The sequence below is a fragment of the Sphingobacterium siyangense genome, from assembly GCF_007830445.1.
In the GTDB taxonomy this organism is placed as follows: Bacteria; Bacteroidota; Bacteroidia; order Sphingobacteriales; family Sphingobacteriaceae; genus Sphingobacterium; species Sphingobacterium siyangense.
This window is the reverse complement of the sequence record NZ_VLKR01000005.1, coordinates 19,816-33,646: the sequence shown is the minus strand read 5'-3', so window position 1 is coordinate 33,646 and position 13,831 is coordinate 19,816. Positions and strand designations below refer to the sequence as shown.

Sequence of the window (13,831 nt, the reverse complement as noted above, 5' to 3'; positions counted from 1 at the left end):
CACATATGCTTTTAATTTTTACGTTTTACTTATACTTACATACTATGTCATTCAGAATTGAAAAAGACACAATGGGTGAAGTTCAAGTACCTGCAGACAAATACTGGGGTGCACAAACAGAGCGTTCACGCAACAACTTTAAAATCGGACCGGCAGCCTCAATGCCACACGAAATCGTCGCAGGCTTTGCTTATTTGAAAAAAGCAGCTGCTTATGCTAACCACGAGTTGGGGGTATTACCTGTAGAGAAACGTGATGCGATCGCTACAGTATGTGATGAGATCTTGGCGGGCAAATTGGATGATCAATTTCCATTGGTTATTTGGCAAACGGGCTCGGGTACACAATCCAATATGAATGTGAATGAGGTTGTAGCAAACCGTGCACAAGTATTGGCTGGACATAAAATTGGTGAAGGTGAACCTGTGTTAAAAGCAAATGATGATGTAAACAAATCACAATCATCTAACGATACTTTCCCTACAGGAATGCATATTGCGGCTTACAAAGCTGTTGCTGAAGTTACCATTCCAGGTGTAGAAAAATTGCGTGACACATTGGCGAAAAAAGCTGAAGAGTTTAAAAACGTAGTTAAAATTGGCCGTACACACTTAATGGATGCTACTCCATTGACTCTAGGTCAAGAGATTTCAGGTTATGTCGCTCAATTGAACCATGGTCTGAAAGCTTTAAGAAATACACTTTCGCATTTGTCAGAACTTGCATTGGGTGGTACTGCTGTAGGTACAGGATTAAATACACCAAACGGCTATGACGTTGTCGTTGCTAAATATATCGCTGAATTTACCGGCCTACCTTTCGTAACCGCTGAAAATAAATTTGAGGCATTGGCTGCTCACGACGCAATCGTTGAAACACACGGTGCATTGAAGCAATTGGCTGTTTCATTAAATAAAATTGCAAACGATATCCGTATGTTGGCTTCTGGCCCACGTTCAGGTATCGGTGAAATCTTGATCCCTGAGAACGAACCAGGATCATCGATTATGCCAGGTAAAGTTAATCCAACGCAATGTGAAGCATTGACAATGGTTGCGGCGCAAGTGATGGGTAATGATGTGGCTATTACAATTGGTGGAACGCAAGGTCACTATGAACTAAACGTGTTCAAACCATTGATGGCCGCAAACTTCTTACAGTCTGCTCGCCTATTGGGTGATGCTTGTGTTTCATTTGAAGAGCACTGTGCAGCTGGTATTGAACCGAACTACAAACGCATCAAAGAATTGGTAGACAACTCATTGATGTTAGTAACGGCACTGAACACAAAAATTGGTTACTACAAATCAGCAGAAATCGCGCAAACAGCACATAAAAATGGTACTACGCTTAAAGAAGAAGCCGTACGCTTAGGTTATGTGACTCCTGAAGATTTCGATGCCTGGGTAAAACCAGAAGATATGGTTGGAAGTTTAAAATAAGCTGTGACTTTTATTTCAATAAAAAACATACGAACAAAGACATACCTATTGGCACTTGCCATAGGTATGTTTTTCTTTTTTACTGCCTGCAAATTCAATTCGGATATGCAGAACGAAGGCGCACCCTTTTTACAGGGAGAATGGGTCCAAGACAGTATTCCAGGACAACAGCAGATGATGCAATATACCTTGACCGATTTCAAGTTTACCTGTGATTCTGTTTACGCGACCATGCACGTCAACAATAAGGTACAAACAATCCCGGATAGCTGTTACAAAAATGGATCCTGGACAGAACATGCAAAGGGTATTTATGTTTTGCGTGGAGACTCCATCATTGTCGATGGTATTTATACCAAAGAGAATGGCAAGCAGAAAATTTCAGGCTGCTATCTTTCCGGCCAGTATATCCCCCGCTTTAAAGTTGTTTATCATGCTGCGGATTCGGTGGTACTGGAAAGCAGATTAGATCAACGTCAGATCATCTTAAGAAAAACTAAAAATATTACTTGTGTCCCTCAAAAAAGGTATCAATAATTTTTAGTACAATCTATTTATTATCTTCGTACCATTATCGTACAACCTCAACCTTAAAATACAATGAACAAAGGAATTATCGCTTTGGCATTTGGCGGACTTGCCATCGGAATGACCGAATTCACGATGATGGGTATCTTGCCTGATATTGCCAAAGATCTTCATATCGAGATCCCTACTGCCGCGCACCTGATTGCACTATACGCACTGGGTGTTGTTGTAGGTGCCCCAACATTAGTCCTATTTACGGGAAAATATCCGCCAAAGAAGGTATTACTTTTTTTAATGTTGCTCTTCTTTATTTTCAACGGCCTATTTAGTATTGCTCCAGGTCAATTTTTGATCAGCCTCTCCCGTTTTATGGCGGGGCTTCCGCATGGTGCATTTTTTGGTGTTGGATCTGTTGTTGCTGCTCGGTTGGCACCAAAGGGAAAAGAAGCCCAGGCTATATCTATCATGTTTACAGGAATGACCATTGCCAATTTGGCTGGAGTACCGCTAGGAACCTACCTCGGCCATCATTATTCATGGCGTTTGACGTATGGTATTATCAGTATATTGGGATTAATCACTTTTGCAGCAATTTATGCTTGGATGCCAAAAATTGAAGCTTCCAAAGGGAATAACATCTTTAGCCAGCTCAACTTCTTCAACAAAAAAATTGCCTGGCTATTAATGGCTATTATCGCCATCGGTACCGGTGGACTTTTTGCATGGATCAGTTACATCGCACCTTTGGTGACCAATGTGTCGGGCATCGCTGCTGATCGTGTACCGTTGATTATGGTCCTGATCGGTGTTGGTATGTTTTTCGGGAATCTTATCGGCGGAAAATTGGCAGATACAATCTCCCCAACCAAAGCTGCGATCGCTAGTTTTTCTGCCATGGCGCTATGCCTTGTGATGGTTTACTTTATATCGCCATTGGGCTGGACTGCTTATCCTTTGGCATTTATTACTGGACTGGTATCCTTCACCATTGGTTCGCCGACACAACTGATGTTAATTCGCGCTTCAAAAGAAGCTGCAACATTGGCTGCGGCAGGTGGCCAGGCTGCCTTTAACCTGGGCAATACCTTAGGTGCATTTTTAGGTGGAATTCCAATAACCTGGGGTTTAGCCTATAACACACCTTCGCTTGTTGGCGTTGGCATGGCGAGCATTGGCGCGCTCCTAACCCTGCTGTATTTGAAAGCCTACGACAGTAAAAGTCAATAAAAACAGCATAATCAAATGGCGCGAACCAGTTATATCAGTGTACTACGTATTGTTGCGATATTCCTCGTTATCTTGATTCATTCCTCTTCGGGCTACCTAAACAGCAATGAATTTGAGTCATTCGACTGGAGTTATGCCAATTGGCTCAATAGCTTCTCGCGCTTTGCGGTACCCCTGTTTGTCATTATTTCAGGCGCTCTGCTGCTACAGAAAGACGAAAGCACGGGACAATTTTATCGGAAACGTCTGTTAAAAATTGTCCCGCCCTTTCTTTTTTGGACGATCGTCTATCTTCTCTATTATTTTATTCGGTACATTGATTTTGACTACATTGGTTTTCCACAAGTTATTAACATTGTGTTAATTCGCTTAAAATCAGGCACGAACGCACACCTTTGGTATCTATACATGATACTTGGGCTCTACCTTGCAGTTCCTTTCATACGCAAAATTGTTGGCAATTGCAGTAAAAGGGAACTTGAGATCTTTTTGGGATTGTGGTTTGCAGCGTTATTTTTTACGAATAAATGGTTCAATAGTTACCTACCTAATTTTGACCTGACCTTTTTCTCGGGGTATGCGGGTTACCTTGTCTTGGGGCATTATTTACGTAATTATCCAATCCAAATGGTCAAATTATCAAGTTTTACGTTTTTTCTGATCTGTTGTTTAATTACGGCTTCGGGGACATCGCATTTGAGTGTTTCTCGCGGAGAGTTTGACCCGACACTTTACAACTATCCTTCGCCAAATATCGCATTGAGTGCAGGCTTTTTATTCATCTTCGTGCAAGGCCTTAAACTCCCAGAACAGCTCAACCCCTTCTGGGAATTTATCGACATTCACAGCTTTGGCATTTACTTATGCCATATTTTATTGCTGAATTATATTCATCCTTTGCTTCCATTATCCACTTTGTGGAAAATCCCGGCAGCAACGGTTCTCACCCTGTTAGCGAGTGCCTTACTGACGTATCTTCTCCGAAAAGTTCCCTACGGTAAATACGTCAGCGGCTAATTCTGTTATCGGAGCTTCGTTTTACAGTTTCTCTCCTTCGACCTTATTGTACACATAGAGATGTGCATTGGGACCATCGATCTCATGGCCTTCCTGATCTAGTCCAATCAGCTTATTTTCACCGACCTTCAATTTCATATTTGTCTCTTTCCCTGTGAGATGAACAACAGATCCGTTATCATGCCACATGACTTTGCCAGTATCTTCAACCTTGGTATTTTTATTAATATATTCACTGACGATGGCAAAAGTATTATCATTCTTTAAGGTGATATTGGTTTTGATACCTTCACAATCTGCACAGGGAATAGTAGCTTCATAGGTACCAGCCCAATCCAGTGAGTTTTGCGATGTATGGGCAGTATCTACTGCCGCAGTCTCATGTACTGAAGAATCTGCTGTAGCCTGCGGACTCTCTTTTGAAGTTTGATTGCATGCACTTAGCGAAACTGCTGCTAAGCAAAGAAATAATACGGATGATTTCATATTTATTGTTTTTTGATGTACGACACCGTATAGCAAGCAATTTCAGCGCCAAGAAAAATCAGGTGCCCATGCTGATGCTATGAAAGAAAAAAGGCTTCTTGAAGAAGCCTTTCTATTGTAAAAATTGTTTACAGTTCAAATAATCTATTGGCTACCGCAAGGGCGATAGTGCATAAAATCCTATTCAAATTAGAATGGTAAATCATCATCATCTGATGAACCAGCCAAATCTACAGGAGCAGGCATATCTGCGTAACCTGGAGAAGATGGTGCTGGAGCAGCATTACCTAATTTTGTTACACGCCATGCTACCAATGAATTGAAATAAGTTGTTACGCCATCTTTATTAGTCCAAGGACGACCACGAAGATTAAAAGATACTTCTACCTCTTCACCAATTGCTAGGTTATCAAAAATTGACGTTCTGTCTTGTGTTGATTCAAAACGGATATACTCAACAAATTGTGGGTTTTCGGCATAAGCTACAATCATATCGCGTTTTTTGAATGATTCTGTCACTTGTTGTGTCGCTCCTATCTCGTGTACTTTTCCTCTAATTTCCATAATCAAAAAAATAAATATTAAAGCGTAAAATTAAGCAATTTTTGAGGAAGAGTTTAATTAACTTTGTACAAAATATGATGGAAGTTTTCAACACCCCCAATAAAGTTATTATAACGTGCAATAAGCGCTTATCACCTTATTTGCAACAGGAAGTTAAAGAGTTAGGTTTTGACATTGTCAGGGCATTTCCTACAGGAGTAGAATTAAAGGTCAGTATAAACGATACGATCAAGCTCAATCTAAACCTGCGCACAGCATCTCAGATTTTGTATTCGTTAAAAGAGTTTACGGCCAATAATCCGACGGAGCTCTATGACGAATTGCGTCAAATCGCATGGGAAGAACTCATTCAATTTGACGGATACTTCTCTGTCAGTTCCAATGTGGACAATGAGACAATCAGCACACCATTATTTGCAAACGTCAAGGTTAAAGATGCAATCGTAGACCGTATCAAGGAAAAAAAGGGTATGCGCCCTAATTCAGGTCCGGACAATAATAAAGCGGTTGTGCACTTGTACTGGAAAGATGACCGTGCTGAAATTTTTCTCGATACCTCAGGTGAAACACTAGCGAAACATGGCTACCGGAAAATCCCTGGAAAAGCGCCAATGTTAGAAGCCCTGGCAGCCTCAACTATTATTGCATCCAAATGGGATGGTAATTCTCCTTTTGTGAACCCGATGTGTGGATCCGGAACCTTAGCTATTGAGGCAGCTCTGATTGCTACAAACAGAAAACCTGGATTATTACGCATGAACTATTCATTTATGCATTTCATAGGTTATGATGAAACAGTTTTCTTCCAGGAGCGTCGCGTACTTAAAGATCAGATCAATAAAAAAGCGGCACCGCAAATTATCGCAAGTGATATTTCGGAAGAGGCTATCAACGTCTCCAAGATGAACGCAAGAACTGCTGGTGTAGAGCAATTAATTTCATTTGAAGTATGCGATTTTGCCGAAACACACGTTCCTAAAGAAGGAGGTGTCATTTTATTCAATCCTGAATATGGTGAACGTTTGGGCACACACAGCAAGCTAGAAATTACCTATAAGCGTATGGGAGATTTCATGAAACAGGAATGCAAAGGTTATAGAGGCTATATATTTACTGGAAATCCAGATCTGGCAAAGAAAATCGGGTTGCGTGCATCCCGACGTATAGAATTTTATAATGGTAAATTAGATTGTAGATTATTAGAATACGAATTATACGAGGGTACTCGCGAAAAAACAAAAGTATTGTATGAATAACATTATTGAGCGCACAGTAGCATTTGTGCAAGACCGGTTGAAATTTGCAGAAGCAGGCCACGATTGGTCGCATATTCAACGCGTATGGAACAATACGAAGTTAATTTTAGAAGATGAAGAAGCAGATGTTATGGTGTGCGAACTGGCGGCGCTATTACATGACATCGCTGACAGTAAATTCCATGATGGCGACGAAACAATCGGCCCTCGTGTTGCCGGAGAGTTTTTGGCAAGTCTAGAAATTTCGCCTGAGATCATTGACCATGTCAAGAAAATCATCTTCAACATGTCTTTCAAAGCAAGTTTAGGTGAAGTTTCATTCCATTCAAAAGAGATGGAGATCGTGCAAGATGCTGACCGTCTAGATGCTATTGGCGCAATAGGTATTGCCCGCGCGTTTAGCTTTGGCGGAAACAAAGGCCGTGAGATGTATAATCCCAATGTTCCCGTTCAGGAATATAAGGATAAGGAAGCGTACAAGCATTCGGAAGCTCCTACAATCAATCACTTCTACGAAAAGCTACTATTGTTAAAGAATAAGATGAATACAGAAGCCGCGAAAAGAATCGCAGCGCATCGCCATGATTATATGCTCAGCTTCCTAGATGAGTTCATGGCCGAATGGAACGGTAAAAAATAAATTACACTTAACAATTCCTAAATATAAAAGTGGTACTTTAGATCTTGTACATCGAGATAAAAAGTACCACTTTTTTTGTTCCATGTAAAATCAGCTTTTAAACAGCTTTGTAAGAAACGATCCTATCATTAGGGGTCGATTTTTTACCATAAACATCTTAATCGGTAATATAATGCCCAAAAAGAGAAATAGAATAGGAATAAATCAACGAGTGAAACGTGCAAATTATGCCGTTGAAAACAAACACTCATACATAATTATCACATGAAAAAACATATTTTTAGCTGTCTGACACTGGCTATGGTAATCTCATCCTCCGCATTATTCGCACAAACGAAAGCCATTGCACATCGTGGCGTATGGAAAAACAGCCATCTTCCGCAAAATTCCATTGCTTCCTTAACAGCGGCCCACGAACTCAAGCTCTTCGGATCCGAGTTTGATGTACATTTGACCAAAGACAATATTCTTGTGGTCAACCATGACAATGATTTCTATGGCATTGATATCGCAACGGCAACCTACAAAGAGCTCTTAGAAAAGAAACATCCTAACGGTGAATCCATTCCCACGTTGGAAGAATATATTAATGCTGGAAAAAAATTAAAGGGTTTACGCCTTATCCTTGAGTTGAAAATCAATAAACTTGGGGTCGAGCGTACGCTTGAAGCGACCACAAAAACGGTTGAAATGGTCAAAAGCTTAAAAGCTGAGAAAATTACGGATTACATTTCCTTCAGCTTTGAAGCTTGTCAAAAGATCCACGAATTGGCTCCTAAGGCTAATATCCAATATCTTACAGGAGATAAATCTCCTTCAGATGTAAAAGCTGCTGGGATTAATGGGGTGGATTATCACTTTTCCGTCTTTAAAAAGAATGCGACATGGCTGAAAGATGCGCATCAACTTGGTATGAAAGTGAATGCATGGACCGTAAACACAGAAGAAGAAATGACAAATCTAATCGATCAGAAAATTGATTTTATTACCACTGATGAACCTGAGTTGTTGCTCCGCATATTAAAGAAATAAGGACAAACCGAGTGAACAAAGGACATTTATAGCGATGAAACTAAACACTCGTGTCGCCCGAGGCAGCATGATTGCCTTTATATAAAGAATAAATGATGAACAAATAACCGAGTGAAACGAGTTCATTTAAACACATGAAGATCACTCATAAATAGCATAAATAATTCAAATAAATGAAAAAAAGTCTTTTTCTCGTTATAGCACTGTGTTTATCTTTCCTATCGTATGGGCAGGAATTTATTGCAGGCAGTTATAATATACGCCAAAGAAATACCGTCGATGTCGATAACATGTGGAACGACCGGAAAGTCCCGCTTACCAATCTGATCAAATACCATGGTTTTGATATCTTTGGTATCCAAGAAGGTTTTTTTGATCAGGTTCAAGATCTCAAAAAGCTCCTTCCTGGATTTGATTACGTGGGTGTAGGTCGCGACGATGGTGCACAAGAGGGCGAGCACTCGGCGATTTATTACAATACAAATCGCTTTAAAGCGATAAAGAGTGGAACTTTCTGGCTTTCAGCCTCAGATACCGAACACCCGAATAAAGGCTGGGATGCAGCACTACCGCGAATCTGTACCTGGGGTATCTTTGAAGACAAGGCCAACAAAAAACGCTTTATCTTTATGAATACACATTTTGACCATATCGGTCGTACTGCACGTACCGAAAGTGCAAAATTGATTCTGACAAAAGCAAAAGAGTTTGCCAAAGATCTACCGCTCATTTTAACCGGAGACTTCAATGTGGATGAACAAGATGAGGCTTATTTTACACTTGCCAATAGCAAAGTGGTCACTGATGTACATGAATTGGCAACATTTAAATATGAGCCCAATTCTTCTTTCAATGGTTGGGGCAAAAGCATTAGACCAACAGGCCGCATAGACCATATTTTTATCACCAAACCTTTCCAAGTAAAAAAATATGGTATCCTGACCGATACATACATGAATAAATTTCCATCGGATCACTTTCCTGTAGCAACGACACTCTCCTGGAAATAATATCTTGTTAATTACAACAACCCTATAACACAAACAGCAGGTTCGCTTAGGATCTGCTGTTTTATTTTGTGGGACAGCTTTTATTTACACCGCATCAGGAATAGCGACTCAGCACGCTGTAGCGTATCTGCTACGATTCCAGACAATAGCTATGTTTCCTGGCAATTGGTTTAAACTTTCACATAAATTAACAGTCGATATGTTTAATTTTGACAGCAAAACAAAAACATAATGAAATTTCCACTATTATATTGTACACTATTTGTCTCCGGACTGCTTTATTCCAATGCAAGCGAAGCACAGATTTTTAAGAAAATCAGTGAGACATTGGCAAAAGCAAATCAGGGCCAGACCGACAGTACCAAAACAACGACAACAACAAATACGACCGCAATAGCATCAAAATCGAATACCTTGGCATCTTTGTCCAATAAGGATGCATCGTTGGGAATCAAACAGGCTTTAAGCAACGGCTTAAATCTGAGTATCGAATCTCTAGCCAAGAAGGATGGTTTTTTGGGAGATGCAGCAGTAAAGATTTTGATGCCTGCCGAAGCACAGAAAGTAGAAAAAACGCTTCGTGCTGTTGGGATGGGGAAATTGTGCGATCAGTTTATACAGAGCATGAACAGAGCTGCGGAGGGAGCCGTTAAAGAGGCTGCCCCAGTATTTGTCAATGCACTTTCGAAGATGACGATTACAGATGCAACCAACATTCTTTTAGGTAGCAAAGAAGACGCCGCGACAACGTTTTTTAAAACAAATACATCGACCGAATTAACAAACAAGTTTAGTCCTGTTATCAAATCTGCCATGGGTACAAACAATGTGGACCAGTACTGGACCAAATTGACAACAGCTTACAACAACCTTCCTTTAGGCAATAAAGTGGAGACAAATCTTACGGCATATGTTACGCAGAAAGCAATAGATGGTCTATTTATCAAAGTTGCCGACCAGGAGTCAAAAATTAGACACAACATAGATGGCAGTAGAAATACCAATATCCTGCAGAAGGTATTTGGTTACGCTGATCAAAAGAAATAGAACACGATTTACATGTAAAAAAAGGACCTGTCAACAATTTGATAGGTCCTTTTTTTATCTGAAATTGTCTGGTCTTATTGGCCAGGAAGAACCTTCAGTTTGCTTTCATTGCTGTTGGTGTCTGCGAAGTCATGAAGGTTTTAATTGATGCAGGACCATCATGATTTCTTTTTTCCTATCCATGGATAAACCAAACAGCTCAAAAGATCTCCAGCACAATGCTATCTAGCGATACATTTTCTTTAGCGGTACATTCTCTTTAGGAAAATTAGGATTCTATCCGCTCCGATCTCTTTCTGTTATTGCCCATTTGTTACAATAGCGTCAAACGCATGTATGAAGGGTAAATTGTTTGTAAATGCAACCAAATTAAATTGCAAATAAAAAGCAATTTATCTAAGTTTGACCACCCTTATCACATTAGGGCTATTAGAAAATGAGCACATTTGAGATCAACAACATAAGTGATTTTTCGGTATCCGAAAGATTTCAACGCTATGTACAGATTGACACACAATCTGATGCAAATTCACCAACATGTCCTTCTACAGAAAAGCAAAAGAACCTAGGAAAGTTACTTGTAACGGAGTTGCTGGCATTGGGTATTTCAGACGCGGCAATGGATGAAAATGGATATATTTACGCAACTATTCCATCCAATACCACAAAGCAAGTTCCCGTTATCTGTTTCTGTTCTCATATGGATACATCTCCGGACTCTTCTGGAAAAGATGTAAAACCACTGGTTCATGCTAACTATCAGGGCCAAGATCTTGTGCTTCCTGATGACAATAGTATTATCATCAAATATGCCGAACATCCCGATCTAGCCAATCAAATTGGCCATGATATCATTACAGCGAGTGGCACTACTTTACTCGGTGCAGATGACAAAGCAGGTGTGGCCGAAATCATGGATGCTGCCCGTTTATTAATGAAACATCCTGAAATCAAACATGGTGACATCAAAATTCTTTTTACGCCAGATGAGGAGATTGGTAGAGGTGTTGATAAAGCAGATTTAAAACGTTTAGCAGCAGATTTCGCTTATACCATGGATGGTGAAAGAGCCGGAACCATCGAAGATGAAACATTTTCCGCAGATGGAGCTACATTAACTATTCATGGCGTATCGGTGCATCCAGGTTTTGCTAAAGGGAAGATGCAAAGCGCCATCAAAATCGCCAGTGCAATAATTGAGGCGCTACCGAAAGATAGGCTTTCACCTGAAAGCACCAACAAAAAAGACGGTTTCGTACATCCTGTTCATATCAGTGGATCTGTGGAAAAAGCAGAAATTCAATTTATCGTACGTGATCACGTTACGGCCAATCTCAAGAAACATGAAGATGAACTGGAAGGTATAGCAAAATCAATCGTGGAGCGATATCCAAACTGTACTTATACTTTTGTTGTAAAAGAACAATACCGTAATATGAAAGAAGTGCTGGATCAGCATCCTGAAATTATGGAAATCGGGATGGAAGCCATCAACCGAGCAGGAATGGTAGCCGAAAGAAGAAGTATCCGTGGTGGAACAGATGGCTCCCGTCTTTCGTTTATGGGGCTGCCTTGTCCAAATATTTTTGCCGGAGGGCATGCTTTCCATGGAAAACAAGAGTGGGTAGCTGTACAAGATATGGAAAAAGCCGTCAAAACAATTTTGCATGTTGTATCTTTATGGGAAGAAAAAGCATAAAGGAAAAATAAATTATAATGAAAAACGACGTATTAAAGGCAATACACTACAGAAGATCAGTATTTCAAGCTTCCTTCACTGAAGAAGAAGTCAGTAAAGAAGATATCTTGAGTATCTTGGAAGCGGCCAATGCTGCTCCAACACATAAAAGGACACAACCTTGGCGTTTTGTCATCTTCCGCAAAGAGGGATTGGAACGTTTGGGCACGGAGTTATCACGTATTTACAAATCGGTAACACCAGCAGAGAAGTACACTGAAGCAACAGAAATAACAATGGGCAAAAAAGCAACACAGTCAAACGTTGCGATCGCTATTGTTGTCAATTATACAGGTGAAGTTCCCGAATGGGAAGAATTGGCTTGTACAGCTGCTGCAGTTGAAAACATGTGGTTGGCTGCACACTCGCTAAATATCGGGGGATACTGGGCGACTCCAGGTTTAATCAATCACTTGGGTGGTTTCTTAAATCTCGAAGAAAATCAAAAATGTATCGGTCTATTCTACTTAGGACACCACCAATCTGAGGCGCGTGAACCTATCCGTACACCCATTGCAGATAAAATTCGTTGGGAAGAGTAAATCTCTATATAGAAATACAGAGCGGTCTAGCCACACTTCCAGGCCGCTTCTGATTTTTTCTTGCTACCATTTGCATCAAATAGTATGCTATTAATATAAAAAGCCAAACAACCATAGTGGGACCTTATTTTGATGACCAAACTCAATGTCATCTGCTGCAATGTAGGCATTGTTTATTCCTTTAATTTGTTTATTGGACTTGTCTCTCCCTCCTACCTCAAAGGTGTACTTTTCATCAACAATAAAATCTCCTTGCTCCGCATAGTTCACCTGATGTTGAAATGCAAGTTGGTTAACAAAAAATGTTTCCCTTAGATTTCCAGGGTTAACATTTTCATGTGCAAATAAGAAGGAAAGGTTGGTATTGTCTAGAAAAATTTTAGATGGTTTTTGTAACTGACTTATACCTTCACCCACCTTATAGAGATTATGCGTTAAACTAATTTCATCCAAATAGTAGAGATAAGACAACAGAGTTGTCCGGCTAATACCAATCTTTTCACTGAGCTTACTGATGTTAGGCACAAAAGGGACAGATTCAGCAATGATAACAAGCAATTGCTTAATCTTAGTAACATAAGCGATATCTACATTTCGTAAGAGCGGCAATTCAATTTCCAGAATCATATTAATGACCTCCATTACTCGCATCTCATATAAATCAAGCTGTTCTCGGTAATAAGGATAATAACCATATTTCAAATATTTCTCAAAATGCTGAAAAGGTTTAACTATGGCATTGATTTTATAGTCCACTTTGCTATGCTCTTCTAAAATTTGATCCAGGCTAAATATTGGGAAAGTAGTTTTTGTTTCCAATGAAAGAAATTCACGAAAGGAAAATCCCTGCATTTTGTAAACTACTGCCCTACGACTTAAATCAGCACGGGCATTCAGAATTTCTAAAAGGGAGGAGCCAGTAAAGATGATCTTCATCTCAGGGTAGTCGTCATAAATATTTTTTAATATTTGGGCCCAGCCTTCATATTTATGTACTTCATCCAGAAACAGATACTTTCCTCCTTTTTGATCGAATTCATATACTAAATCCAGCAAAGACTTATTATTGAACCACACTGCATCCAAACTGACATAAAGCACTTCGTCCAACCTGTCGAACAAATTTAGCTTAATGTATTGAAGCAATAAGGTCGTCTTACCAATTCCCCTTGCTCCTTTAATTCCAATTAAGCGAGCGGACCAATTAATTTCATACATTATATTTCGCACAAAATTCATATCCACAAACCTTATGCGTCGTTTAAATTGTTGAACTAGTTCTTCCATGTGATAATGTTTATT

General features: G+C 39.9%; 14 protein-coding genes. 11 read left to right on the top strand and 3 right to left on the bottom strand.

What is annotated here, in order from left to right; translation table 11 throughout:
* Positions 1 to 44: 44 nt before the first annotated feature.
* The 4 genes from fumC to IQ31_RS06410 all read left to right on the top strand — a co-directional run bounded on the left by fumC (position 45) and on the right by IQ31_RS06410 (position 4,214).
* Positions 45 to 1,442, top strand: coding sequence for a class II fumarate hydratase (gene fumC, locus IQ31_RS06425; RefSeq protein WP_075994412.1), 1,398 nt, complete (start codon positions 45 to 47; stop codon positions 1,440 to 1,442).
* Between the two features lie 105 nt (positions 1,443 to 1,547).
* Complete coding sequence (locus IQ31_RS06420; protein WP_227550058.1) at positions 1,548 to 1,979, top strand: fumarate hydratase; 432 nt, start codon at positions 1,548 to 1,550, stop codon at positions 1,977 to 1,979.
* Between the two features lie 63 nt (positions 1,980 to 2,042).
* The gene (locus tag IQ31_RS06415; protein WP_120335055.1) at positions 2,043 to 3,197 is read left to right on the top strand and encodes an MFS transporter; all 1,155 of its coding nucleotides are present in this window, start codon (positions 2,043 to 2,045) and stop codon (positions 3,195 to 3,197) included.
* 15 nt (positions 3,198 to 3,212) lie between these two features.
* Entirely contained in the window at positions 3,213 to 4,214 is a 1,002-nt protein-coding gene (locus IQ31_RS06410) for an acyltransferase (RefSeq protein ID WP_145327493.1), read from the top strand.
* A 21-nt stretch (positions 4,215 to 4,235) separates the two neighbouring features.
* Here IQ31_RS06410 and IQ31_RS06405 read toward each other — a convergent pair whose 3' ends face one another.
* Together IQ31_RS06405 and IQ31_RS06400 are read right to left on the bottom strand one after the other, a co-directional pair.
* A complete protein-coding gene (locus IQ31_RS06405) occupies positions 4,236 to 4,700 on the bottom strand; it encodes a copper resistance protein NlpE (protein ID WP_145327492.1) in 465 nt (154 codons plus the stop codon).
* Positions 4,701 to 4,889: 189 nt separating this feature from the next.
* Positions 4,890 to 5,264, bottom strand: a complete 375-nt coding sequence (locus IQ31_RS06400; protein ID WP_075994416.1) for a DUF3127 domain-containing protein — start codon at positions 5,262 to 5,264, stop codon at positions 4,890 to 4,892.
* Between the two features lie 77 nt (positions 5,265 to 5,341).
* Between IQ31_RS06400 and IQ31_RS06395 the strand changes: the two genes are divergently transcribed.
* From IQ31_RS06395 to IQ31_RS06365, 7 genes are all read left to right on the top strand, one after another.
* On the top strand, positions 5,342 to 6,520 hold the full coding sequence (locus IQ31_RS06395; RefSeq protein WP_145327563.1) for a THUMP domain-containing class I SAM-dependent RNA methyltransferase: 1,179 nt from the start codon (positions 5,342 to 5,344) through the stop codon (positions 6,518 to 6,520).
* Positions 6,513 to 7,160, top strand: coding sequence for an HD domain-containing protein (locus IQ31_RS06390; protein ID WP_088163158.1), 648 nt, complete (start codon positions 6,513 to 6,515; stop codon positions 7,158 to 7,160). The genes IQ31_RS06395 and IQ31_RS06390 overlap by 8 nt, the downstream gene beginning before the upstream one ends.
* 264 nt (positions 7,161 to 7,424) lie before the next feature.
* Positions 7,425 to 8,192: a glycerophosphodiester phosphodiesterase gene (locus tag IQ31_RS06385; RefSeq protein WP_046673673.1), complete on the top strand. Its 768-nt coding sequence runs from the start codon at positions 7,425 to 7,427 to the stop codon at positions 8,190 to 8,192.
* Between the two features lie 173 nt (positions 8,193 to 8,365).
* Complete coding sequence (locus IQ31_RS06380; RefSeq protein WP_145327491.1) at positions 8,366 to 9,202, top strand: endonuclease/exonuclease/phosphatase family protein; 837 nt, start codon at positions 8,366 to 8,368, stop codon at positions 9,200 to 9,202.
* Between the two features lie 231 nt (positions 9,203 to 9,433).
* Positions 9,434 to 10,249, top strand: coding sequence for a DUF4197 domain-containing protein (locus IQ31_RS06375; RefSeq protein WP_145327490.1), 816 nt, complete (start codon positions 9,434 to 9,436; stop codon positions 10,247 to 10,249).
* Between the two features lie 436 nt (positions 10,250 to 10,685).
* The gene (gene pepT / locus IQ31_RS06370) at positions 10,686 to 11,948 is read left to right on the top strand and encodes a peptidase T (RefSeq protein WP_145327489.1); all 1,263 of its coding nucleotides are present in this window, start codon (positions 10,686 to 10,688) and stop codon (positions 11,946 to 11,948) included.
* A gap of 17 nt (positions 11,949 to 11,965) precedes the next feature.
* The gene (locus IQ31_RS06365; protein ID WP_236560304.1) at positions 11,966 to 12,529 is read left to right on the top strand and encodes a nitroreductase family protein; all 564 of its coding nucleotides are present in this window, start codon (positions 11,966 to 11,968) and stop codon (positions 12,527 to 12,529) included.
* 90 nt (positions 12,530 to 12,619) lie between these two features.
* Here IQ31_RS06365 and IQ31_RS06360 read toward each other — a convergent pair whose 3' ends face one another.
* Positions 12,620 to 13,816: an ATP-binding protein gene (locus IQ31_RS06360; protein WP_145327488.1), complete on the bottom strand. Its 1,197-nt coding sequence runs from the start codon at positions 13,814 to 13,816 to the stop codon at positions 12,620 to 12,622.
* Positions 13,817 to 13,831 lie beyond the last annotated feature (15 nt).